The 23399-nt window shown below is 53.7% G+C and carries 16 protein-coding genes, 2 tRNA genes, 3 rRNA genes and 3 pseudogenes; 11 read left to right on the forward strand and 13 right to left on the reverse strand.

The genetic code is table 11. The annotated features are described in order from the left end of the window. Positions 1 to 53 precede the first annotated feature (53 nt). The 5 genes from rrf to Q0W94_RS01940 all read right to left on the reverse strand — a co-directional run bounded on the left by rrf (position 54) and on the right by Q0W94_RS01940 (position 5770). Positions 54 to 170 (reverse strand): 5S ribosomal RNA (gene rrf / locus Q0W94_RS01920). Between the two features lie 145 nt (positions 171 to 315). After that, positions 316 to 3860 (reverse strand): 23S ribosomal RNA (locus Q0W94_RS01925). 145 nt (positions 3861 to 4005) lie between these two features. Next, positions 4006 to 4078, reverse strand: a tRNA-Ala gene (locus tag Q0W94_RS01930). A gap of 12 nt (positions 4079 to 4090) precedes the next feature. Further along, positions 4091 to 4164 (reverse strand) — tRNA-Ile (locus Q0W94_RS01935). A gap of 116 nt (positions 4165 to 4280) precedes the next feature. Then, positions 4281 to 5770, reverse strand: a 16S ribosomal RNA gene (locus tag Q0W94_RS01940). The 16S, 23S and 5S rRNA genes sit together here with 2 tRNA genes alongside, the layout of an rRNA operon. Before the next feature lie 300 nt (positions 5771 to 6070). On the opposite strand from Q0W94_RS01940, the gene Q0W94_RS01945 reads away from it, so the two are divergent. After that, positions 6071 to 6361 carry a hypothetical protein gene (locus Q0W94_RS01945; protein WP_297760364.1) on the forward strand — a complete coding sequence of 97 codons (291 nt, stop codon included), beginning with the start codon at positions 6071 to 6073 and terminating at the stop codon, positions 6359 to 6361. A gap of 31 nt (positions 6362 to 6392) precedes the next feature. Continuing rightward, the gene (locus Q0W94_RS01950; protein ID WP_297760367.1) at positions 6393 to 7790 is read left to right on the forward strand and encodes an IctB family putative bicarbonate transporter; all 1398 of its coding nucleotides are present in this window, start codon (positions 6393 to 6395) and stop codon (positions 7788 to 7790) included. Here the strand turns inward: Q0W94_RS01950 and Q0W94_RS01955 are convergent. After that, positions 7759 to 8004 (reverse strand): hypothetical protein, encoded by a 246-nt coding sequence (locus Q0W94_RS01955; RefSeq protein ID WP_297760370.1) that lies wholly within the window; start codon positions 8002 to 8004, stop codon positions 7759 to 7761. The genes Q0W94_RS01950 and Q0W94_RS01955 overlap by 32 nt on opposite strands. Positions 8005 to 8870: 866 nt before the next feature. Here Q0W94_RS01955 and Q0W94_RS01960 point away from each other — a divergent pair. Next, positions 8871 to 9968, forward strand: a complete 1098-nt coding sequence (locus tag Q0W94_RS01960; RefSeq protein WP_297760372.1) for an ArsA-related P-loop ATPase — start codon at positions 8871 to 8873, stop codon at positions 9966 to 9968. Between the two features lie 6 nt (positions 9969 to 9974). Here the strand turns inward: Q0W94_RS01960 and hisD are convergent, their stop codons facing one another. The 6 genes and pseudogenes from hisD to Q0W94_RS01985 form a co-directional block, all read right to left on the reverse strand. Beyond that, positions 9975 to 11270, reverse strand: a complete 1296-nt coding sequence (hisD, locus tag Q0W94_RS01965; RefSeq protein ID WP_297760374.1) for a histidinol dehydrogenase — start codon at positions 11268 to 11270, stop codon at positions 9975 to 9977. Between the two features lie 141 nt (positions 11271 to 11411). Next, a complete protein-coding gene (locus Q0W94_RS01970; RefSeq protein ID WP_297760377.1) occupies positions 11412 to 11723 on the reverse strand; it encodes a DUF29 family protein in 312 nt (103 codons plus the stop codon). A 4-nt stretch (positions 11724 to 11727) separates the two neighbouring features. Then, positions 11728 to 11781, reverse strand: a pseudogene (locus Q0W94_RS12330) (hypothetical protein); the annotation flags it as partial. Between the two features lie 91 nt (positions 11782 to 11872). After that, positions 11873 to 12961, reverse strand: coding sequence for a Holliday junction branch migration DNA helicase RuvB (ruvB, locus tag Q0W94_RS01975; protein WP_297760380.1), 1089 nt, complete (start codon positions 12959 to 12961; stop codon positions 11873 to 11875). Between the two features lie 21 nt (positions 12962 to 12982). Beyond that, the gene (gene ilvC / locus Q0W94_RS01980) at positions 12983 to 13978 is read right to left on the reverse strand and encodes a ketol-acid reductoisomerase (protein WP_297760382.1); all 996 of its coding nucleotides are present in this window, start codon (positions 13976 to 13978) and stop codon (positions 12983 to 12985) included. A gap of 149 nt (positions 13979 to 14127) precedes the next feature. Further along, complete coding sequence (locus tag Q0W94_RS01985; protein ID WP_297760384.1) at positions 14128 to 14412, reverse strand: RNA-binding protein; 285 nt, start codon at positions 14410 to 14412, stop codon at positions 14128 to 14130. A gap of 234 nt (positions 14413 to 14646) precedes the next feature. Here Q0W94_RS01985 and mnmA point away from each other — a divergent pair, with 234 nt between their 5' ends. The 8 genes and pseudogenes from mnmA to Q0W94_RS02025 all read left to right on the forward strand — a co-directional run bounded on the left by mnmA (position 14647) and on the right by Q0W94_RS02025 (position 22727). After that, on the forward strand, positions 14647 to 15756 hold the full coding sequence (gene mnmA, locus Q0W94_RS01990) for a tRNA 2-thiouridine(34) synthase MnmA (protein ID WP_297760387.1): 1110 nt from the start codon (positions 14647 to 14649) through the stop codon (positions 15754 to 15756). Positions 15757 to 15770: 14 nt separating this feature from the next. Then, a complete protein-coding gene (locus tag Q0W94_RS01995) occupies positions 15771 to 16004 on the forward strand; it encodes a DNA-directed RNA polymerase subunit omega (RefSeq protein WP_024125247.1) in 234 nt (77 codons plus the stop codon). 2 nt (positions 16005 to 16006) lie between these two features. Then, complete coding sequence (locus Q0W94_RS02000) at positions 16007 to 16687, forward strand: hypothetical protein (protein ID WP_297760390.1); 681 nt, start codon at positions 16007 to 16009, stop codon at positions 16685 to 16687. Positions 16688 to 16712: 25 nt separating this feature from the next. Continuing rightward, positions 16713 to 19305 (forward strand): annotated as a pseudogene (locus tag Q0W94_RS02005) (TIGR03960 family B12-binding radical SAM protein). Further along, positions 19302 to 19989 (forward strand): annotated as a pseudogene (locus Q0W94_RS02010) (N-acetylmannosamine-6-phosphate 2-epimerase). The pseudogenes Q0W94_RS02005 and Q0W94_RS02010 overlap by 4 nt, the downstream one beginning before the upstream one ends. Positions 19990 to 20235: 246 nt before the next feature. Next, entirely contained in the window at positions 20236 to 20871 is a 636-nt protein-coding gene (locus tag Q0W94_RS02015) for a peroxiredoxin (RefSeq protein ID WP_024125251.1), read from the forward strand. 193 nt (positions 20872 to 21064) lie between these two features. Beyond that, positions 21065 to 21685 carry a DUF3153 domain-containing protein gene (locus Q0W94_RS02020; protein ID WP_297760397.1) on the forward strand — a complete coding sequence of 207 codons (621 nt, stop codon included), beginning with the start codon at positions 21065 to 21067 and terminating at the stop codon, positions 21683 to 21685. A gap of 7 nt (positions 21686 to 21692) precedes the next feature. Beyond that, positions 21693 to 22727: an AI-2E family transporter gene (locus Q0W94_RS02025; protein WP_297760400.1), complete on the forward strand. Its 1035-nt coding sequence runs from the start codon at positions 21693 to 21695 to the stop codon at positions 22725 to 22727. Here Q0W94_RS02025 and Q0W94_RS02030 read toward each other — a convergent pair. Further along, entirely contained in the window at positions 22687 to 23367 is a 681-nt protein-coding gene (locus Q0W94_RS02030) for an EcsC family protein (RefSeq protein WP_297760403.1), read from the reverse strand. The genes Q0W94_RS02025 and Q0W94_RS02030 overlap by 41 nt on opposite strands. Positions 23368 to 23399 lie beyond the last annotated feature (32 nt).

The following is a 23399-nucleotide window of genomic DNA, read 5'->3' on the forward strand; positions in this document are numbered from 1 at the left end:
TTAAAAATCGAGACCCCATCTAGAAAACCTAGATGGGGTAGCGTGAATATTTTGCCTAGCACCGAGCTATTTTTGCAGGAGGCGACCCTCCAACTATCTTCACCGCTGCGACGTTTCACCTCTGAGTTCGGGATGGATCAGTGTGGTTCCGCCGCGCCATAGGCACTAGGCAAAGCCCTGATTTTGATTTGAATTGAGAACCTAGACTCGAGAGCTGCTAGACAAATTCCGCCAAAATAAGCTTTAACTAAATAACCTTTCAACTGAATAGCGATAGTCAGGAGAGTTACTTTACTCAGACACCCGTTGATTGATGAGGTCAAGCCCTCGGTCTATTAGTACTCCTAGACTTCATCCATTACTGGACTTCCATCGAGAGCCTATTAACGGGTGTTCTACCCGTGACCTTACTGGCTTATGCCATGGGAGCACTCATCTTGAGGTGGGCTTCCCACTTAGATGCTTTCAGCGGTTATCCACTCCGCACATGGCTACCCTGCGTTTACCGTTGGCACGATAACAGGTACACCAGAGGTGCGTTCCTCCCGGTCCTCTCGTACTAAGGAGGACTCCTCTCAATGCTCCTACGCCTGCACCGGATATGGACCGAACTGTCTCACGACGTTCTGAACCCAGCTCACGTACCGCTTTAATGGGCGAACAGCCCAACCCTTGGGACGTACTACCGCCCCAGGTTGCGATGAGCCGACATCGAGGTGCCAAACCTCCCCGTCGATGTGAACTCTTGGGGGAGATCAGCCTGTTATCCCTAGAGTAACTTTTATCCGTTGAGCGACGGCCCTTCCACGCGGAACCGTCGGATCACTAAGGCCGACTTTCGTCCCTGCTCGACTTGTAGGTCTTGCAGTCAAGCTCCCTTATGCCTTTGCACTCTACGGCTGATTTCCGACCAGCCTGAGGGAACCTTTGCGCGCCTCCGTTACCATTTAGGAGGCGACCGCCCCAGTCAAACTGCCCACCTGAAACTGTTCCTTCGCTGGCTAACAGCAGAAGGTTAGAATTCTAGCCTTGCCAGAGTGGTATCTCACTGGCGACTCCATATCCCCCGCAAGGGATACTTCAACGTCTCCCACCTATCCTGCGCAAGCAAAGCCCGAACCCAATTCCAGGCTACAGTAAAGCTTCATAGGGTCTTTCTGTCCGGGTGCAGGTAGTCCGCATCTTCACAGACACTTCTATTTCGCCGAGCCTCTCTCCGAGACAGCGCCCAGATCGTTACGCCTTTCGTGCGGGTCGGAACTTACCCGACAAGGAATTTCGCTCAGTTGCTCTTTACCGTTTCCGATAAAGCTGGACTTTACCTTGTGCGACCACGATTAATTTGAGATGCCAGCTTCCGAATCTTTTCTAGACCGTCATCTGTTAAGTGCGCTCCTGCTTGACACAGAAGCACCACATCCCTGAACTTAAGGAAGTCTATGTTTTTGCTTGTCTTCAGTGGATGTTTCAAAAAGAAAGGACAAATACGGTCAGCTAAGTGCTCTATGCTACGGACTCGATAGGCCATGCGATCGCCGTGATTTACACGAACAACACCGCAATCAAAGTAAGCCTTGAGTGCATAGAGAACCTTTATGTTTCGTCGATGCTGGACAACGGTAAACTCAGGAAGAACCTGAAAACCAGCTGCCATGCTTGAATGAGGATTAATTCCTATGTGGAAGCATCCTTCACCATCAACGAAACCAACAATCCACTGGGCATCTAAATTCATGTGTGTCACACCTGAACATCAAGTCTCTGAGGATTCCTAGGTTTACCTAGGTCTTTCCTGCGGATTATCCCCATGTCTTTCACTTTTTAACTGAACAGCACTACAGCACCTTAATATTTCTTAGAACTTTTTCTAGTCCAGTGCCTCGCTGAACGAGTAGTGAAAAGCTGTTAGAGGACTTTCCCGCATATGGTTCAGTTTTACTAAGGCTAGCAGTTGTTAACCTTAGGACCGTTATAGTTACGGCCGCCGTTCACCGGGGCTTCGGTCGCCAGCTTCGCTTGCGCTGACCGGCTTCCTTAACCTTCCGGCACTGGGCAGGCGTCAGCCCCCATACATCGTCTTACGACTTAGCGGAGACCTGTGTTTTTGGTAAACAGTCGCCTGGGCCTCTTCACTGCGACCACCTTGCGGTGGCACCCCTTCTCCCGAAGTTACGGGGCCATTTTGCCGAGTTCCTTAGAGAGAGTTATCTCGCGCCCCTTGGTATACTCTACCCCCCCACCTGTGTCGGTTTCGGGTACGGGTATCTTGGCTTAACGTGCTTAGAGCTTTTCTTGGAAGCATGACATCAATCACTTCCCCACCGTAGTGGGTCGTACTCCTGCCTCAGCTCAGAGCGTTTTCACCGCTCCTCAACACCTCGGACAGTTGAACCGGTAACCAACATCCGGCTGATCTAGCCTTCTTCGTCCCTCTGCACAAACCAAGATGAGTACTGGAATATTGACCAGTTGTCCATCGACTACGCCTTTCGGCCTCGCCTTAGGTCCCGACTAACCCTTCGCGGACGAGCCTTCCGAAGGAACCCTTGGGGTTTCGGGGCATTGGATTCTCACCAATGTTTTCGCTACTCAAGCCGACATTCTCACTTCTGCTTCGTCCACACCTGCTTACGCTAGTGCTTCAAACTAATGCAGAACGCTCCCCTACCACTTACGTAGTAAGTCCACAGCTTCGGTACATCACTTAGTCCCGTTCATTTTCGGCGCAGGAACGCTTGACCAGTGAGCTATTACGCACTCTTTTAAGGATGGCTGCTTCTAGGCAAACCTCCTGGTTGTCTGAGCATCCCCACCTCCTTTGCCACTTAGTGATGATTTAGGGACCTTAGCTGGTGGTCTGGGCTGTTTCCCTCTCGACGATGAAGCTTATCCCCCACCGTCTGACTGGCTGTGTGTACACAGGGTATTCAGAGTTTGACTCGATTTGGTACCGCTCTCGCAGCCCGCACCGAATCAGTGCTTTACCCCCCTGCTATAGTCACAACCGCTATGCCTCAACATATTTCGGGGAGAACCAGCTAGCTCCGGGTTCGATTGGCATTTCACCCCTAACCACAGCTCATCCGCCGATTTTTCAACATCGGTCGGTGCGAACCTCCACTTGGTGTTACCCAAGCTTCATTCTGGCCATGGTTAGATCACCCGGGTTCGGGTCTATAGATACTGACAAACGCCCTATTCAGACTCGCTTTCGCTATGGCTTCGGCATTCTTGCCTTAACCTGCCAGTACCTATAAGTCGCCGGCTCATTCTTCAACAGGCACGCCGTCACTCGTTAAATCGAGCTTCGACTGCTTGTAAGCCTACGGTTTCATGTTCTATTTCACTCCCCTTCCGGGGTTCTTTTCACCTTTCCCTCGCGGTACTATGCGCTATCGGTCACACAGGAGTATTTAGCCTTACGAGGTGGTCCTCGCAGATTCATCCGGAATTCCACGTGCTCCGGACTACTCGGGATACAGCTAGGATTGTTAAGCTTTCGACTACAGGACTTTCACCTTCTCTGGTGTAGCATTCCACTACTTCGTCTAGCCGCCCAATTCCACGTTGCTGTCCCACGACCCCAACAGGCAAGCCCGTTGGTTTAGGCTGTTCCCCTTTCGCTCGCCGCTACTAAGGGAATCGAGTTTTCTTTCTTTTCCTCTGGCTACTAAGATGTTTCAGTTCGCCAGGTTCGCCCTCTAACGTTATGGATTGGCGTTAGAGTTATTGGGTTACCCCATTCGGAAACCTCCGGATCAACGCTTGTTTCCAGCTCCCCGAAGCGTATCGTCGGTATCCACGTCCTTCATCGCCTCTGTGTGCCTAGGTATCCACCGTAGGCTCTTTGTAGCTTGACCACAGTCAACATTGGTGTCTGTGTTTCTAGACAGAACACTGAATTGTTCTATCTAGAGTAACTACCTGACTAATCACTATTCAGTTTTCAAGGTTCTGTTGCTAAAGTTTCGCTGAGCAGACACGTCAACCGTTGATGGGATGACGTGGAGGTAAGCGGACTCGAACCGCTGACCCCCTGCGTGCAAAGCAGGTGCTCTACCAACTGAGCTATACCCCCAGGCATGTGATATGGGCCATCCTGGACTCGAACCAGGGACCTCACCCTTATCAGGGGTGCGCTCTAACCACCTGAGCTAATAGCCCATGCCTGTCTGCTTAACCTAGCAGAGTCTGAAAGCCAGGGTTAACCTCGTGCTTAGACCGCATTGAATCTGTTCTAATAAGGTGACGTTGCAACCTGAACAGATTGGGTCTCCTTAAAAGGAGGTGATCCAGCCACACCTTCCGGTACGGCTACCTTGTTACGACTTCACCCCAGTCATCAGCCCTGCCTTAGGCGTCCCCCTCCCTTGCGGGTTAGAGTAACGACTTCGGGCATGGCCAACTCCCATGGTGTGACGGGCGGTGTGTACAAGGCCCGGGAACGTATTCACCGCAGTATGCTGACCTGCGATTACTAGCGATTCCGCCTTCATGCAGGCGAGTTGCAGCCTGCAATCTGAACTGAGCCGTGGTTTAAGAGATTAGCTCGCCCTCGCGGGTTGGCAACTCTTTGTCCACAGCATTGTAGTACGTGTGTAGCCCAGGACGTAAGGGGCATGATGACTTGACGTCATCCCCACCTTCCTCCGGTTTGTCACCGGCAGTCTCCCTAGAGTGCCCAACTGAATGCTGGCAACTAAGGACGAGGGTTGCGCTCGTTGCGGGACTTAACCCAACATCTCACGACACGAGCTGACGACAGCCATGCACCACCTGTGTTCGCGTTCCCGAAGGCACTCCCACGTTTCCGCGGGATTCGCGACATGTCAAGCCCTGGTAAGGTTCTTCGCGTTGCATCGAATTAAACCACATACTCCACCGCTTGTGCGGGCCCCCGTCAATTCCTTTGAGTTTCACACTTGCGTGCGTACTCCCCAGGCGGGACACTTAACGCGTTGGCTACGGCACTGCTGGAGTGGATACCAGCAACACCTAGTGTCCATCGTTTACGGCTAGGACTACAGGGGTATCTAATCCCTTTCGCTCCCCTAGCTTTCGTCCATGAGTGTCAGTAACGTCCCAGTAGGGCACTTTCGTCACTGGTGTTCTTCCCGATATCTACGCATTTCACCGCTACACCGGGAATTCCCCCTACCCCTGACGCACTCTAGCGATCCAGTTTCCACCGCCGATCCGAGGTTAAGCCTCGGGCTTTGACGGCAGACTTGGAAAGCCACCTGCGGACGCTTTACGCCCAATAATTCCGGATAACGCTTGCCTCCTCCGTCTTACCGCGGCTGCTGGCACGGAGTTAGCCGAGGCTTATTCCTCAGGTACCGTCATTGTGTTCTTCCCTGAGAAAAGAGGTTTACAACCCAAAGGCCTTCATCCCTCACGCGGTCTTGCTCCGTCAGGCTTTCGCCCATTGCGGAAAATTCCCCACTGCTGCCTCCCGTAGGAGTCTGGGCCGTGTCTCAGTCCCAGTGTGGCTGATCATCCTCTCAGACCAGCTATGGATCGTCGCCTTGGTAGGCCATTACCCCACCAACTAGCTAATCCACCGCGAGCTCATCCTCAGGCCAAAAAAGATTTCACCTTGCGGCATATGGGGTATTAGCGGCCGTTTCCAGCCGTTATCCCCCTCCTGAGGGTAGATTCTCACGTGTTACTCACCCGTCCGCCACTAGCACCGAAGTGCTCGTTCGACTTGCATGTGTTAAGCAGACCGCCAGCGTTCATCCTGAGCCAGGATCAAACTCTCCATTTTGAAGATAGAGAATTTGACTTTTTGCTCTAGTAGGTGTAACCTACATCGAAAATGTACTTACTTGAGTACTTTGACGAGGGTCAACGCTCTGGCTTTCAAACGTTCATTTGTCTAGGTTCAGGACTCGTTTCGGCTGCGCGCCTCATCGAGTGCTTTATCAATCTAACAAGCCTACATAGGCGTGTCAACCCCTTTTTCGAAATTTTTTTCGGATTTTTTTCTGGAATTCGCTGAAGTGCTCTCTACAGGCGGCTTTGGGGGCTAAAAATTTTTTCAGATTTTCGTTGCAGGAGGGTGAGCATGTCACCGTTGGCGCTGCTGGAGGCCTATAGCCGTGCGCATCCGCAGGAAGTATTGCTGGTGGCGGTGCAGGTGGGGGAGCAAGAGCAGGTGGTGTTGATTTTTAAGGGGGTGTCGTCGTCGTTGACGGGAGCGACGGTGCTGGACGCCGATGTTCCCCTTTTGCCGGAGGAGGCGGTGATTGTGACGGTGGATCGGCTGGGCAGTCCCTACAACCCTAGTGCGCCAGTGTATTTGGAGCGGGGAATTCCTTGGGAGGATTTTCAGCGACGGTGCTTGGGCGTAAGCTGATCGACGAAACGTTTGCTTAAGGGATGGTGTTATGGATGTGCTGCTGCGGCGGTTAGATTTGGAGGGCTGGCGAAGTCACAGTAGGGTGGGGCGGCTTTTGGGCTTGCTCCAAGGGTGGCGGGAGAAGAGTTGGCTGGGGCGATGGCTGCCATACTTTGCGGGGCTGTTGGTGGGATTGGTGTTGGTACTGGCGCCGCTGATGCCGTCGGGGATGATTGGGATGCTGCTGGCGGCAGGAGGGGGATGTTGGCTGCTGTGGACCTTGGCCGGGGAACGGGAGGGCCGCTGGTCGGGAGTACACTTGCTGGTGCTGCTGTATTGGGGGATTGCGCTGTTGGCAACGGTGTTGTCGCCGGTTCCTCGGGCGGCAATGGTAGGGTTGGCGAAGCTGACGTTGTACCTACTGTTTTTTGCGCTGGCGGAGCGAGTGATGCGCAATCAGCGGTGGCGATCGTGCGTGCTGACGGTCTATTTGCTGACGGCGTTAATGGTGAGTGTGGAGGGGGTACGGCAGTGGATTTTTGGGGCGGAGCCGTTGGCGACGTGGACGGATCCAGAGTCGGCCTTGGCAAATGTGACACGGGTTTATAGCTTTTTGGGAAATCCAAATTTATTGGCGGGTTATTTGTTGCCGAGTGTGCCGTTGAGTGCGGCGGCGATTGCAGTGTGGCGAGGCTGGCTGCCAAAGCTGTTGGCGGTGGTGATGCTGGGGATGAATACAGCGAGTTTGGTTTTGACGTTTAGCCGTGGCGGCTGGTTGGGGTTGGTTGCAGCAGCGATCGCAGGGGTGGTGTTGCTGGGGATTTGGTTTTGGCCAAGGTTACCGCTGAAATGGCGTCGTTGGGGAGTGCCGACTATGGGGGGGCTGGCGCTTGCTCTCTGTATTGGCACAATTGTGAGCGTGCCGCCGCTGCGGGAGCGTGCCGCGAGTATTTTTGTTGCCAGAGGTGACAGTAGCAATAATTTCCGCATTAATGTTTGGCTGGCAGTGCAGCAGATGATTTGGGCACGGCCTTGGCTGGGAATTGGTCCCGGCAATGTGGCGTTCAACCAAATCTATCCCCTGTATCAAGTAAACGTCCGCTTCACAGCCTTGGGAGCCTATTCAATTTTTCTGGAAATTCTTGTCGAAGTTGGTTTCATTGGCTTTGGTGTCTTTCTCTGGTTATTGGCGGTGCTAGGCGATCGCGCCCGGCGTTGCTTTAAGGAGTTACAGGCAACAGCAAGCCCTCAGGGATTCTGGTTGATGGGCGCGATAGCAGCAATGATTGGGATGCTGACCCATGGGCTGGTGGATACGATTTGGTTCCGCCCAGAGGTAGCCACCCTATGGTGGCTGATGGTGGCGATCGTGGCTAGCTTTACACCCTTGCAGAGCGAAACAGCAAACGGAACTTTTAACAATCGCGATCCTGGGCCATTAAGGTAGGCATGGACTTGCGATCGCTAGCGTGATCCTGCCAGCCACAGTGGGAACAGTAACATTGGCCTATCCTGAGCTGGGAGTGATGGATGGGTTGGCGGCAGGCGGGACAACGGCCGGTGAAGTAGGGGTGGCGCATCAGCATCCGAATCTGCTCAACAGGGGAAAGGTGACCAATGACTTGCTCAAGACTGTTGGCAGGACTCTCTAGGGAAAACATCAGGGAATCCTAGGGAAACGTTTGTACTGGTTGACAAAATCTCTTTTCTCTAGTCTGAGGGCGATCGCCGGCACGGGGAACCGTAGAAATACGGAGATCTTCCCCCTGTAGCCTGTGGAAAACTCCAGAAGGCCTGTGGAAAATTCTGGGGAAAAACTGTGGAAAACCCCGGAAAAACTCTGAAAAACTGTGGAAATCTTTTTATTCTTTTTTCACCGAGATAATAGCCTGTGGAAAAACCCCCTACTTTTTCCACAAGTTTTCCACAGAGCATAAGTGGCTCAAACCCGCTTGTAGAGAGCATTTCTGAAAAGTTTTCCACATTTCCACAGGCCCTACTACTACTATAATAATATTTAAATAAATTAGTAGTAGTAGTAGTGTATTAGGATCCTAAAGCGAACAAAATTTTTACAGAGAAAAATAAGGATGTGATGGAGGCAACTCGGGATTAGCTCGGGATTAGCTTGAAGGTGGGTCAGAGCTTGGGGAAATCATTGGTTGAGAGGATGGGAATACCGAGGAACATCAGAAAACCAAGAACGAACAGTTGAGATGGTTAGAGGATCGAAGCTTGTAAGGGCTTGGGGAAAACATTGGGGAATTTGGGGAAAACTTCAAAAAAAGAGTCTGACTTGAGGTTCAAAACGTCCTAATGAGGATCTGTTTGCGCCGCGAAAAATTTTTTTGGCCTGAGAATGGCCTAGAAGCCCCTAGAAGGGGGGCGATCGCCCGCCTGAGTAGGTTTTATCGTTGAACATATTTGGCTGCCCATAGAGGCGATTTTACGAGGGGTTGTTGAGAAAACCTTGGGGCAGCCGTTTGCCGATAGGATAGTCCAAGCAGCTATCGTCCTCAAACTTGCCATGACACGCATTGTTACCCTCCTAGGAGGAACCGCAGAACAACAAACAGCACTGGGTCTGGCCATTGCCCAGTGGTTTGCTGGGCAACAGCAGCGAACCTTACTAGCGGTGCCGAGTCCAGCCACTTCCTTGCAATTCCTGATCGGCAGTTCAGAGCAGGTGATTGGTTGGCAGCCCAAATTGCTATCGGAGAGATTGGCGATCGCGGAGCTGCTGGCCACTGAAAGTCTCAACGCGGCATGGCAAGAACTCAGCCGTTTAGTAGAACCCTATTTGCCCCAAGAGCTGGTGGGTAAAGTTTATGCGGCGGAATTAGTGATCTTGCCAGGGATGGATACCTTACTCACGTTGAATGCCCTGCGTGTGCACTACAGCAGCGGCGAGTACGATGTGATTGTCTATGCTGGGGGCAACAGTCAGGATACACTGCGGCTGATTGGCTTACCCCAGGGGCTAGCGTGGTACTATCGCCGATTTCAACGTTTGTTGGATCAAGTGGATCTGAACGCGATCGCGAACGCTATTGGCGGACCGATCGCCAGCGCAATTATGGCTGCCAATATTGACACGCAAAAAGTTCGAGAGCGCTTTGCTGAGGCGAAGGAGTGGGTTGATCGCGGTGTGAAAATTGCCGCAGATCCTCAGCGCCTATCGGTGTGTCTGCTCACGGATACCACAGCGATCTCAACCGCACAAACGCAATGGTTATGGGGCAGTGCCCAACAGGTGAATGTGCCCATTTCTGAGGTCTTTTGTATGGGGGAACCCACACCAGAAGTCAGCCGCACGTTTGCACCGCTACGTATTTCAGTTCTTCCTAAAGACTGGAGCAACTGGCAACGTCTTGTTTCCTATCTTCCGGACTTGAATGAGCTAGGAGTCGCACCGGCTCCCCATGAGTTTGATGAGACGCAACAACAGGTGCGCATTTTTCTACCGGGATTTCGCAAAGAGCAGGTGAAACTCAGCGAGTTTAGTGGGGAACTGACGGTGGAAGCTGGCGATCAGCGGCGCCACATTGAACTGCCCCCTAGCCTCAAGGGCAAGCCCGTTCGCGGGGGTAAATTTGAAGCCCCCTACTTGATCGTCAGTTTCTAAGGGTTGCTAAGGTTCAAGGCGCAGACGCACGGAGTCACGGTGGGAAATCAGGCCTTCCGTTTCAGCGAGAGTCATGATTGCTCCTCCCTGTTTGCGTAAGGCGGCAGGGGTGTATTGAATGATACTGGAGTGTTTCAAGAAGGTTTCTACGCCCAAGGCAGAAGCATAGCGGGCAGCACCAGAAGTAGGCAGAGTGTGATTCGGGCCCGCCAGATAGTCACCAACCGCTTCAGGAGTGGAATAGCCCAGGAAAATGGCACCGGCATGGCGCACCTGCTCCACAAGGCTCCAAGGGTCTTCAACTTCCAGTTCTAGATGCTCCGGAGCAAAGCTATTGGACAGCTCGACTGCCTGTTCGAGGGTTTCAACAATACCAATGAGGCCGTAGTGGGCGATCGCCTTCTCAGTGAGGACACGGCGGGGATGGTCAGCCAACTGTTCATTCACGGCTGTTACCACTGCGTTGGCAAGGGAAAGACTCGGTGTAAGTAAAATGGCCGCTGCAAGGGGATCATGTTCCGCTTGAGCCAGCAGATCAGCCGCAATCTGAGTAGGATGGGCCGCCTCATCAGCAATGATTAAGACCTCCGATGGCCCCGCAAGGGAGTCAATGCCAACACGGCCATAGATCTGCTTTTTGGCAAGCATCACATACAGGTTTCCCGGCCCAGTGATGACGTCCACCCGCGGAATTGTTTCTGTGCCGTAGGCAAGGGCGGCAATGGCTTGGGCGCCACCAACGCGATAAATCTCTTGAATTCCGGCTTCTTGGGCGGCAACGAGAACCGCAGGGTTAATACCTTTGCCTTGACCGGGGGGCGTGACCATGACAATCCGCTGCACACCGGCCACCTGAGCGGGAATGGCATTCATTAAAACTGTACTCGGATAGGCCGCCCGTCCTCCCGGCACATAAAGTCCGGCCGCGTCAACGGCAGTGTAGCGTTTGCCTAGGACAACGCCATCTTCGCCAAATTGCACCCAACTTTTAGGCACTCGCTGGCGGTGAAAGGCTTCAATTTGTTGCTTGGCGAGGCGAATTGCATCTAGGAGTTCTTTGGACACCTGTTGGTAAGCGGCATCCAGTTCATCCCCTTTCACCCGTAATGTTTCGGGGGTGAGGTCAATGTGATCGAACTGGGCGGTGTACTCAATGAGGGCGCGATCGCCTTCTTGGGCCACACGGCGCAAAATTGCCTCAACAGTAGCCTGTTGTTCGCTCATCTCCCCGCTATCGGTGCGATCGCAAATGCGGCGTAGTTCAGCGCGTAGGTCTGTTAACTGGGTAATGATCCGCAACATGGTCGTTCACGTAGGCGAGGCAGAGAGTAGGGTCAAGGTTAAAAAACCTTAATCAACCCTATCAATAGCTTACAGTGATTTTCCAATTACAGGGGCGGGCTTAGGCTGACCAACAACGGGTGCTTGGAGCAAGATCACGATTCACAATGCTGCCCCTTCGGAGTTCGCATCAGGTGGCCGAGGCAGCCAATTCTCAGCCAGGGCTTGTTCAAGGGTAAACTCGGGGGCGTCAGGAATCGCATGGGGAGTCACCCCACTGGCGTTGAGAAAGAGTTTTCTGCCATTGCGATATTGTTTGATGAAAACTTCCTGCAAAAAAGATATCAGGATAGAGCTGGCTTCAAGTATTTCCGGAATAGGCAATCTAAAATTCAATTCGTCACTTCTGGTTGCCAACCTGGCAGGCAGTATTTCTGTTTTGTGTCCCAGTATTGAATTTTGAGGGGTGCTCACAGAGTTGTATGAAATAGCTAGCGATCGCCGATTTTTCAGTGCGACCTAGGCCCTCAATCTCCTCAAGTCAATTTTCCACATATCTCTTTAGTTGGGCAAGGGTTTCATTGAGCTAAAGACAAGAGTCGGTCCCATAGAGAAGTTGGGTCTTAAGACGCGGTGTCATAGGGACTGGACAACAATGGCAACTGGCTTTCTGGTGCAGTATAGCCTAGATGTTGCCAAGCGCGGGGAGTGGCGACTCGACCTCGGGGTGTCCGCTGCAGATAGCCCATCTGGAGAAGGTAGGGTTCATAGACCTCTTCAATGGTTTGCACATCCTCGCCTGTGGCGGCGGCAAGGGTTTCAATTCCCACTGGCCCCCCTTGATAGGACTCAATCATCACCCTGAGGAGGCGGCGATCGCTCTCATCCAACCCTACTGGATCCACATGCAACAGTTCCAGGGCTGCCCTAGCCACATCCAGCGTAATCCTGCCATCGTGCTTCACAGCCGCATAGTCCCGTACCCGCTTGAGAAGCCGCAGGGCAATGCGGGGCGTACCGCGACTGCGCCGGCCAATTTCTAGAGCGGCTTCAGGGGTGATGGAAGTTTGTAAGAGAGCTGCCCCCCGCTGGACAATCTGTTGTAGTTCTTCGGGATGATAAAAGCGTAACCGCTGCACCAAGCCAAAGCGATCGCGCAAGGGCGAGGTCAAAGCCCCAGCACGGGTAGTTGCTCCCACAAGGGTAAAGCGATTGAGTTTGAGCCGTCGTGTGCGTGCCGTTTGCTGTTTTCCCACCGTCAGATCAAGGTAAAAATCCTCCATAGCTGGATAGAGGAGTTCCTCGGTCATGCGGGAGAGGCGGTGAATCTCATCAATAAAGAGGATATCCCCCGCTTGCAGGTTCAGCAGCAGACCGACAATGTCGCGGGGGCGTTCCAAAGCTGGGGCACTGGTCACTTTACAGTTGACCCCCATTTCTGCCGCCAAGATCAAGGCAATGGTGGTTTTGCCTAAGCCCGGCGGGCCATAGAGCAGCAGGTGATCAAGGGGTTCCTGGCGTGTCTTTGCTGCCTGGACGGCAATGTGCAGGATATCCTTTAGTTCCTGCTGGCCAATGTAGTCCTGTAAAGAGTGAGGACGTAGGGAGTCCTCTGCCAGGGAGTGCTGTTCCTCTGGGGTGGGTTGATTGGAGAGCACGGAAGGGGGGCGCGATCGCTCTGGCGGTGAATTTTGCGACGAAATAATCGCCATTGTTGCCCCCTAGGGCAAAGCTTAAGCCCGTTTTAACCAGCTAAACATAGAGCGCAGTTCTTGACCCACCTGTTCAATGGGGTGTTCTGCCTCCCGGCGCCGCATCGCCGTAAAGCCCGGTTTACCCGCCATATTTTCCAGCACAAACTCGCGGGCAAATTGACCCGTTTGAATCTCGTGGAGGATTTTGCGCATTTCCGCGCGGGTTTCGTCGGTAATAATCCGTGGGCCACGGGTGAGATCGCCGTATTCGGCAGTGTTGGAGATGCTGTCCCGCATTTTGGCCAGCCCTCCTTCCACAATCAAATCCACGATCAGCTTCACTTCATGGAGACACTCAAAATAGGCCAGCTCTGGCTGATAGCCCGCCTCGACCAGGGTTTCAAAACCAGCCTTAATTAGAGCACTGAGACCCCCGCAGAGCACCACTTGCTCGCCAAACAAATCGGTTTCCGTTTCTTCGCGGAAGGTGGTTTCAAGAATCCCGGCGCGGGTGCCGCCAATCCCTTTGGCGTAAGCCATGGCTAACTCGCGGGCTTGACCACTGGCATTTTGATAGACGGCAAATAGGCAGGGAACCCCTTCCCCTTGCGTATAGGTGCGGCGAACGAGGTGACCAGGACCTTTCGGCGCTATCATCACCACATCCACACTCGCGGGGGGGACAATTTGGCCAAAGTGAATGTTAAAGCCGTGGGCAAAGGAGAGAACATTCCCCGTTTGCAGGTGGGGGGCAATTTCCTGTTCATAAACAACCCGCTGAACTTCATCGGGTAGCAGAACCATAATCCAGTCGGCCATTTTCGCAGCTTCCGCCACGGGGTGCACCGCTAGACCATCGCCACGGGCGCGCTCTGCAGAACGACTGCCTGCATAGAGACCCACCACAACATTGAGACCGCTATCCCGCAGGTTGAGGGCATGGGCGTGGCCTTGGGAGCCATAGCCAATAATGGCGATCGTTTTGTCCTTGAGGAGTTCTAGTTGGGCATCTGCGTCGTAATACATGCGCGCCATAGGGATGATGTTCCTTGTCGAATTGCATTCAGCAGGTCGTTATTATTTCTCTACCATATTGGCAGAACAAATAAAGCCCTCCCCACAGGAATAGGGCGGCATAGGCCCTATCAAAAGTTTGTGAAAAGGGCGAAGTACCTCCTAGGGAGTTAGCGATTACGGGAATAACGATGGTTGCCACCACCCATGGCTTCGCGGGGACGTGCTTTGTTGACTTTGAGTTGCCGTCCCATCCACTCGGCACCGTCGAGATCGGCGATCGCCGCGTCTTCTTCAGCATCGCTGGACATTTCTACAAAACCAAAGCCCCGCTTACGGCCTGTTTCCCGATCTACCGGTAAATAGACCTGTTTGACGGAACCGTACTCGGCAAAAACGGCCTCTAGGTCTTCTTGGGTAGCCGTGTAGGAAAGGTTGCCGACATAAATAGACATAATCTGATCTGCTCCAAAGCAAAAATTGAACCCTGTGTTGACGTTGACTTCGGAGAGACGACTGTCACGTAACCAACCTTCCCTAAAACCGAACTCAAGAATCGCTCTACTTAAGAAACTCAAGCGGCGATTACTCGCCAACCTTGTCTCCCAATTATAGCCGATTGCGATGACCTGTGTTGTGAAAGTAGGAATGCTACCCTAAAAGAGGTAGATTTTTTGTGAATCTTAACAATGTCCGACTTACCGGCGGTTGTTGTCGGCCTTTCCGGCGGTGTGGATAGTTCTGTTGCCATTGCCAGCCTCAAAGCGCAAGGGTACCCCGTTGTGGGTCTGACGCTCTGGCTGATGAAGGGTAAGGGGCAGTGCTGCTCTGAGGGGCTAGTGGATGCGGCGCGCCTTTGTGAGGAGCTGGGAGTCCCTCACCACATCGTGGATAGCCGCGAAATTTTTGAGAAATATATTGTGAACTACCTGATCAGTGGTTATGCCAGTGGGGTGACACCGCTCCCCTGTTCCCAATGCAACCGTTTGGTGAAGTTTGGGCCGATGCTGGCCTATAGCCGGGAGCAACTGGGGATTGACTACATTGCGACGGGGCATTATGCCCAAGTGAAGTACAACCCTCTCAGCGATCGCTATGAACTGTGGCGAGCCGTGGATCGCCATAAGGATCAAAGTTACTTTCTCTATGATCTGCCCCAAGAGATCCTCGCTCATGTGCTTTTCCCCCTTGGTCAGCAAACAAAGGCTGAGACCCGTGCCCTGGCGGCCAAGTATGGTCTGCACACAGCTAGTAAGCCGGAAAGCCAAGATCTCTGTCTGATTGAAGCCCATGGATCCATGGGCCAATTCTTGGATCAGTATCTGCCCAGTCAGCAGGGGGAGATTGTGGATGTCCATGGCCGGGTGCTGGGGTACCATCGGGGGATTCACCACTATACGATTGGCCAGCGCAAAGGCTTGGGAATCGCCGCACCTGAGCCCCTGTATGTGGTGGCTTTGGATCGAGAACACAATCGCGTTATTGTGGGCGATCGCGCCACCGCCGGCCGGCGGGAGTGTACCGTGGCACGGGTGAACTGGGTCTCGATACCACCTCCTAAAGAACCTATGACAGCCACAGTGCAAATTCGCTATCGCACCCCCCCTGTGCCGGTGACTATCATTCCCGACGCCAATGCTGAACAGGTACAATTAGAGTTTGCTGAACCGCAATTTGGAGTAACGCCAGGGCAAGCGGCGGTTTGGTATGCGGGCGATCGCCTGTTGGGGGGCGGCATTATCCAGCCCGTTGCGACACCGACACCGCACCCCCTAGAAGCAACAGCCACCCACGTTTGAGGAAAGGACCAACCATGCAAAAGCGCCTTCATTACTCCTCTTTGGAAATTAATCGTCGGGCGGAAGAGTTGATTAAGCACTCCGCCAATCGCTATCGGATTACGGTGCAAATTGCCAACCGGGCTAAACAGCGGCGGGGGCTAGAGGCCAGTGAAGATCTGGATGATCTGCCCCTAAAGCCGGTGATCCGTGCCATTATCGAAATGTCCGATGAAATTGCCCAACCAGAGTTGCTGGCAGATTCCTAGCCATGGGCAGACAACGAGGCTGGACGTTTTTGGGCTGGGTGACCTGGGGGTGCTTGCTGGCACTCCTATGGTTGCCCCTCAGTAGTGCTTGGAGTGGGGGGCGATCGCAGTCTGACCCCAATTGGCCCAATGCTACTGGTCAAATTTTCATTAACCCCCGTTTGGTGGCAGAAACCCTCTATCCGAAGTTGCCCGGTTTCCCGAAGGAAAATCACTACATCCGCCAAGAAAATCGTCAGCCAGCGCCGGAGAGTACGCTCCTAGAGCGATTCATTATCTATCACACGACTGTCAAAGGGCGATCGCCCCTCTACCGTTTTGACTGGAAAATTTCCCTTGCCGACTATCTTGGCCTCAATGACTTCCTGCGGGCAGAAACTTACCCGGGACACTCTTACCTAACAGTTAACCCCATGGAAGGGGATATTGCCGCCATTCGCCAACTCAATCGTCAACAACGGGATGCCCTAGTCAGCACACTGGCCACCTTCTACGCCCAACAGGCGGGGTTGACCCCTACCCCACCCCAACCTCCCCAACCCCAAACAATGCGGCCAGAACCGACACCGAACCCCCCCACCGTTTTCCCTGCGATTCCCCAACCCGGCAGTGCGGGTCTTTTGGCACCCGCCACCCCCCCGCGATCAATGCCCACTGGGGAATCTCGCTTTTTACTGCCCTAGAGATTTGCAATTGAGTTCATGTGTTATGGCTGTTCCAATTACTGAGTTGCTCACCCCTGAGATCCTCAAACCCGCTCGCTATTTGGGCAACGAGCGCGGTGCGGTTCATAAACCCTGGGAAGCTGCAACGGTGCGCTGGGTGCTCACCTATCCAGAAATCTATGAGGTGGGTGCTTCAAACTTGGGCCACATTATTCTCTACAACATTCTCAATGCTCTCCCCGCTCAGCTGTGCGATCGCGCCTACCTACCGGCAGCGGATTTAGCCGCCAAATTGCGAGCCACCCAAATGCCGCTCTTTGCTGTGGAATCGCGCCGTGCCCTACGGGAATTTGACATCATCGGCTTTAGCCTCAGCTATGAGTTGGGTGCGACCAACATTCTGGAAATGCTCGACTTGGCGGGGCTACCCCTGACTTGGCGGGAGCGACAACAGGCATCCCTAGAAGATATTCCCCTCATCTTTGCCGGAGGACAGACAGCGACATCGAACCCCGAACCTTACGCTGACTTCTTTGACTTTTTTGCCCTTGGGGATGGCGAAGAACTCTTGCCTGAAATTGGCCTTGTCGTGGCGGAAGGCAAACAAGCCGGCTTGAGTCGTCAAGATTTGCTATTGGATTTGGCACAGGTGCCGGGGGTCTATGTGCCCCAGTTTTATGATCGCCAGGGAGATGGCTCTGTTAAACCCAATCGCCCCGACGTCCCCGAGCGAATTTTGCGGCGGGTGGCTACTCCAATGCCCCACTATGCTATTGGCTTGGTGCCCTATGTGGAAACCGTTCACGATCGCCTGACGGTGGAAATTCGGCGCGGCTGTACGCGCGGCTGTCGCTTTTGCCAACCGGGGATGCTGACTCGGCCTGCCCGTGATGTTGCCCCTGAGGAGGTGATTGCTGCCATTGAAACGGGGATGCGTGCCACGGGCTATAACGAGTTTTCCCTACTCTCTCTGAGTTGCTCCGACTATTTGGCTTTGCCCGCCGTGGGGGTGGAAATTAAAAACCGTCTTCAAAACGAGAATATCTCCCTGTCGCTCCCCAGTCAGCGGGTGGATCGCTTTGATGAAAACATTGCCCACATTGTGGGTGGTACTCGCCAAGGCGGGCTCACCTTTGCCCCGGAAGCAGGAACGCAACGACTCCGGGACATTATCAACAAGGGTTTAACCAATGAGGAATTGCTGCGGGGAGTAAAAACGGCCTATGAGCAGGGCTGGGATAAGATCAAGCTCTACTTTATGATTGGCCTGCCGGGGGAAACCGATGCCGATGTTTTGGGGATTGCGGAAACCATCCGTTGGCTGCGGCGGGAGTGCTGGATCAAAGGACGCAAGCCCCTGAGCTTTAACCTGACCATCTCCAACTTTACCCCCAAGCCCCACACCCCCTTCCAGTGGCATGCTGTCTCCACCAGTGAGTTTCTGCGCAAACAGGAGCTGCTCAAGGCAGAATTTCGGACGATTAAGGGTCTGAAGGCCAACTTTACCGATGTGCGCATCTCGGCAATGGAAGACTTTGTGGGTCGGGGCGATCGCCAACTCGGCCCTGTCATCCGCCGCGCTTGGGAATTGGGAGCCCGTGAAGACTCTTGGTGGGAAAACCTGGATCGCGCCTATGCCGCCTGGACTCAGGCGATTCAAGAAGCCGGTTTGGACTGGAAATACCGCCAACTGGAAGCGGGCGAGTGGAACGTCTTTAGCGGTGGCAGCCACAACCTCGATGCCCCCCTACCCTGGGATCACATTGATACGGGCATTAGTAAAGCCTGGCTAAAGGAAGACTTACACCGCGCCCTGGCAGCGGTTGTGGTGCCCGACTGTTCCTTTGATGGTTGTTCCCACTGCGGCGTCTGTGGTATTGATTTTGGCCATAACGTGGTCGTGCCACCCCCGCCGCTGCCGCCCATTCAAGGTCAGCCCCAAGTTCCCCAAGAACGGGTTCAACGTCTGCGGCTCACCTTTGGCAAAACGGGCGAGATGACCCTCCTCAGCCATTTGGACCTGCTGCGCCTCTTTGAGCGGGCCGTCCGCCGTGCCCACTTGCCCATTGCCTTTAGCGGCGGATTTCACCCCTCACCGCGCATCTCTACCGCCAGTGCCTTGCCCCTCGGCGTGACCAGCTATGGGGAAATTGTGGACCTGGAGTTTTATCGTGAGGTCGATCCGGAAACGGTGCTGGCCCAATTGCGGCAGCAGCTGCCTCAGGAGATACCCCTCTATGGCTGTGAGGTGGTGCCCCTCAGTGAACCTGCGGCTAGTCAAGCCCTGCAAGCTGCCACCTATGAACTGCTCATCCGGGCACCTGAACCCCTAGAGCGGGAGACTTGGGAACAGTGGTTAGAGACCTTGCGAGCCACGCCTGAAATTCTCTATGAGCTAGCCACCAAGTCAGGGAAAACCCAGGTGGCTCAATTTGCGCGATCGCCTCCTGGAGATTCGCCTCAATGAGTACCAAGATCACTGGCCAACGGTGAGCCTGATCTACACGGGGGTCTGTCGCAACGATGGCACGTTCCTGCGGCCAGAGCATTGTCTCTACTTGTTAGAGAAAGTCAGTGGCCACTCCTTAGAACTGGGGGCGATCGCCCGTCAGAAACTGCACCTCGCAACACCATGAACCTAGCAACGCAAATTCACGGCGGTCTGATTGTCTCCTGCCAAGCCCCGCCAGATTCCCCTTTGGCAGCACCAGACATCATTGCCGCTATGGCCAAGGGCAGCGGTTTTGCGGGGGGCAGTGGCCGTGCGCATCAATACCCCAGCCCATATTCAGGCCGTGCGCCAAGCGGTGAATGTGCCCATCATTGGCCTCTGGAAGCAGACCTTGCCAGCGTACCCTGTGTATATTACGCCTCGCTTTGCCGATGCGGTCGCTGTTGCAACAGCAGGTGCCGATATCATTGCCCTCGATGCCACAGCGCGATCGCGCCCTGAACCTCTACAGGACTTGATTCAGCGAATTCACGATCAACTGGGCAAGCCTGTGATGGCTGATATTGACTCCCTGGAAAATGCGGCAGCCGCGGTTGCTGCGGGAGCTGATTGGGTAGGCACCACCCTCTTTGGCTACACCGAAACCACGGCGCATACCCCGCCCCCCAGTTGGTCGCTTCTGAGTCAGCTTGTCGAGCAGCTCAACGTGCCTATTCTCTGTGAAGGGGGAATTGCCAGTCCAACCATGGCCGCAAAGGCCTTGGGTTTAGGGGCTTGGGCGGTCGTTGTCGGCACCGACATTACCGGTATTGATCTTAAGGTGCAGCGGTATGTCGCGGCTCTCAAGGCTAATACAGCCCTTTCTTAGGGGAGTGGCTGTAATCTCTGGCTCCGGCAGACTGAGACCTACTCCTGATCCCAATGCCGCCTAGGGAAGGGGAAAGCTTTGGTGAGGGCGCTGCGCCATTGAAAACTTTTACCCTAGTTTATTCTAGGCCTGTCGAAGTTGAGGCGTTTGTATATTTTCCTCTCTATTCCGACCGATAAACGAGAGTTTGTGGCAAGATAGAGCCTATAGCGACTAATACACCTGTTAGCCTAGGAGCCACTATCTATGAGCCTAAAACTTGGGGATGTCGTACCCAACTTTACCCAAGCCTCCTCCATGGGAGACATCAACTTCTACGAGTGGGCAGGGGATAGTTGGGTTGTCCTGTTTTCTCATCCAGCGGATTATACCCCCGTTTGCACGACAGAACTGGGCGAAGTGGCGCGGTTACGCCCAGAATTTGAGAAGCGCAATGTCAAAGTCTTGGCTCTGAGTGTCGATAGTGTGGAGTCCCACCTCGGCTGGATCAAAGACATCGAAGAAGTGAACAACGTCAAGGTGGATTACCCGATTTTGGCCGACGAAGACAAAAAAGTCTCCAACCTCTACGACATGATCCACCCCAACTCCCTGAATAATCTGACGGTGCGCACGGTCTTTATCATTGACCCCCAAAAACGCCTGCGCCTGACCATGACCTATCCTGCCAGCACAGGCCGCAACTTTGCCGAGATTCTGCGGGTCATTGATTCGCTGCAACTGACGGACAACTACAGTGTGGCAACCCCGGCCAACTGGCAAGAGGGTCAAGAGTGCGTGATTGTGCCTTCCCTCAGCGATGAAGAAGCGAAGCAGAAGTTTCCCAAGGGCTTCAATGCCGTTAAACCCTATCTGCGCTTGACACCTCAACCTAACAAATAGCCTAGATTAGCCTAGACAAGTCATGGCACACCCTGAGCTGTTCGGGGTGTTTTTTTGTGCCTCGGCAGCATCCCAAGATAGGATAATTTTGCATGGCAAAACCAAGGAAAGGAATAGAGGCGGAATGCAGCGCTGGATACTTTGGCTTTTGATACCCCTTTTCGTCTGTTTGAGTGGATGCGTCCAAGCAGATATGGTCATCCAGCATCAGGGACAAACTGGGGGGAGCCTAACCTACACGCTAACGCTGCCTCAGCCCGATCCGCCCTTTACTGAGCAGGTCATCCAGCAGGCGCGCCGCTTGGGGGGAGCGGTCAAGGAACGCGATAAAATCCATCTGCAGGTGACGATCCCCTTTGACACCAGCCAGCAATTGGCCACCGTCCTCAATCGCATTGGTCGCGTGCCCTATCTCCCCCAAGTCACTGCTGAGGCGGATGTTTTTGACCAGAACCTGTTGCTCTTTGTCCGGGAACGCTTTCGCTATGACATTGACCTGCGGCCGTTGGGTATTGAGTCCCGTGATCAAGCCGTTCTGGTGGCACCGCAGTCATTGCTGAATTTTCAGCTTGCCCTAGAAACCCCTTGGGGGGCACGCCCGATTGAACGCCCAGCCATGGCCAAGGACACAGTGGTGAACCCCCATGTTCAGCGGGGGGGCGATCGCCTGACTTGGACATTGATGCCCGGTTATCTCAATCACCTAGAGGCAGTCTATTGGTATCCCAGTCCCTTGGGGTGGGGTACCTTGGTCATTGTTAGCCTACTGATGTTGGGCAGTTGGCTGCGCACACGTCTTAGCGGTTCTGCCTAAGATTCCCATGAGATGGTCTGGCCCCCCGGGGAGTTGGCAACGGTATCTTGCCTATTTAATTACAGGACCTCTGATTGTCCTCAACCTTTGGGTGGCGGAGCAAGTTTACCTCTACTTTGAATATCCGATTAATATCCTTGTCATTGCTGCCATCTTGGCTTTTTTGCTCAATCAAGTGGTGATGCGTCTTTGTGGTCGCGGCCTGCGGCGCCGGCAGGCGATCGCCCTGGTGTTACTGATTACTCTTTTGGTGGTCAGCGTATTGATGCTGTTGCTGCTCCCCCTTGCTATTCAACAGGCGGAAGAACTCCTGAATCAACTGCCAGAGTTGGCAGATACCAGCAATCAAAATTTGCGCCATCTGGATCAACTCCTGCGCCGCTACCAGTTCCCTGTGGGGGTGAATGACTTGATGGCAGAGCTGGCGATCCAGATCAAAGGAATTGCTGCCCTGTTACCCAGTGTCGCCATTACAACTGTAACTAGGTTTTTTGATACTCTCTTGGTATTGATTCTGACGGTATATATGCTCTTTTATGGTAGTGGGATTTGGCGCGGGCTCATGCAACTGGTACCCAAGCCCTGGCGGCAGGTGGTAGATGACACTTTGCGCCTAAATATTCGCAGTTTTTTTTCAGCGCAACTGTTTCTGGGGCTGTTTATGTTTCTTGCCCTCATTCCCTTTATGGTTGCCCTGCAGGTTAATTTTGGCTTTCTGTTTGCCCTTATCATTGGAGTTGCCCAGTTAATTCCTGTGGTAGGGGCAACGCTGGGGATTGGTTTTGTCACCCTGCTCATTCTCTTTCAGGATGCGTGGCTGGCTTTGAATATTTTCCTGATTGCTGTGGTTTTGCAACAGATTAAGGACAATGTGCTCGCCCCCAAGTTATTGGGGAATTTGATGGGACTCAACCCCCTCTGGCAGTTTATTGCCCTGCTCATTGGCGCACGGGTGGCAGGTTTCTTGGGAATTTTACTGGCGATTCCCCTAGCAGCAACAGTCAAGATGGTTCTGGAGTCGCCTCCTGCTCCGGAGGCCTAGCTGACGGCCGGGATTGGAAAGTTTTGATCAACGCACACACCCCATGGCCAAAAACATTCATGGTAATGGCGTTTGTGCCACCACCAATGACCCCACCAATCAAGGGCAGGGCCCGAACCATCACACTTTTGCTAGCAACTCTGCCAATAATCCGTTGAGCTAGGGGCCGCGGTAGCTGTTGTATTACTTTTTGCAGCAATTGGGGGAAGTTTTTTTTTACTGACCGTCTGACGACGGTGCTGAAAACTTGCCGACACAATTCGGCGCCAAAGTAGTCTGCGAGCTGATTAGCGGTAACTCCAGAGGCGACGGCAATCAGCACCCTCAGCACATTTTCATCTTCAACATCTAGGCCATAGATGGTAAAGAGGGCTGCTGTGAGCTTTGTTTGCGAATAGGCAAAATAGCTAAGATCCGGTATCAGGCCGAACCAACCCATCAGGCCAGTGACCACACCAGTGCCAAAGGACCAGAAACTGGCCTCGTAAATGGCATGATTGGCCATGCGATCGCGATCGCCCTGCCATTGAGGATCGCGGATAAACTGGTGTCCCCATTCTTGCCCCTCCTGTACAGCGTCGCGCAGGCAGGCCCAAGAGTTGAGCAGACCGGCCCAAGAGAAGTCAGCTTGCTGGGTCATAGGCACCCTCTGGATGGGGGATGGTTTACTGA

It is taken from the genome of Thermosynechococcus sp. (assembly GCF_025999095.1).
Taxonomy (GTDB): domain Bacteria; phylum Cyanobacteriota; class Cyanobacteriia; order Thermosynechococcales; family Thermosynechococcaceae; genus Thermosynechococcus.

Coding starts and splice junctions, on each gene's coding strand:
- Q0W94_RS01945 (WP_297760364.1), top strand. CDS start 6,071: ATGTCACCGTTGGCGCTGCTGGAGGCCTATAGCCGTGCGCATCCGCAG.
- Q0W94_RS01950 (WP_297760367.1), top strand. CDS start 6,393: ATGGATGTGCTGCTGCGGCGGTTAGATTTGGAGGGCTGGCGAAGTCAC.
- Q0W94_RS01955 (WP_297760370.1), bottom strand. CDS start 8,004: ATGTTTTCCCTAGAGAGTCCTGCCAACAGTCTTGAGCAAGTCATTGGT.
- Q0W94_RS01960 (WP_297760372.1), top strand. CDS start 8,871: ATGACACGCATTGTTACCCTCCTAGGAGGAACCGCAGAACAACAAACA.
- hisD (WP_297760374.1), bottom strand. CDS start 11,270: ATGTTGCGGATCATTACCCAGTTAACAGACCTACGCGCTGAACTACGC.
- ruvB (WP_297760380.1), bottom strand. CDS start 12,961: ATGGCGATTATTTCGTCGCAAAATTCACCGCCAGAGCGATCGCGCCCC.
- ilvC (WP_297760382.1), bottom strand. CDS start 13,978: ATGGCGCGCATGTATTACGACGCAGATGCCCAACTAGAACTCCTCAAG.
- Q0W94_RS01985 (WP_297760384.1), bottom strand. CDS start 14,412: ATGTCTATTTATGTCGGCAACCTTTCCTACACGGCTACCCAAGAAGAC.
- mnmA (WP_297760387.1), top strand. CDS start 14,647: ATGTCCGACTTACCGGCGGTTGTTGTCGGCCTTTCCGGCGGTGTGGAT.
- Q0W94_RS01995 (WP_024125247.1), top strand. CDS start 15,771: ATGCAAAAGCGCCTTCATTACTCCTCTTTGGAAATTAATCGTCGGGCG.
- Q0W94_RS02000 (WP_297760390.1), top strand. CDS start 16,007: ATGGGCAGACAACGAGGCTGGACGTTTTTGGGCTGGGTGACCTGGGGG.
- Q0W94_RS02015 (WP_024125251.1), top strand. CDS start 20,236: ATGAGCCTAAAACTTGGGGATGTCGTACCCAACTTTACCCAAGCCTCC.
- Q0W94_RS02020 (WP_297760397.1), top strand. CDS start 21,065: ATGGTCATCCAGCATCAGGGACAAACTGGGGGGAGCCTAACCTACACG.
- Q0W94_RS02025 (WP_297760400.1), top strand. CDS start 21,693: ATGAGATGGTCTGGCCCCCCGGGGAGTTGGCAACGGTATCTTGCCTAT.
- Q0W94_RS02030 (WP_297760403.1), bottom strand. CDS start 23,367: ATGACCCAGCAAGCTGACTTCTCTTGGGCCGGTCTGCTCAACTCTTGG.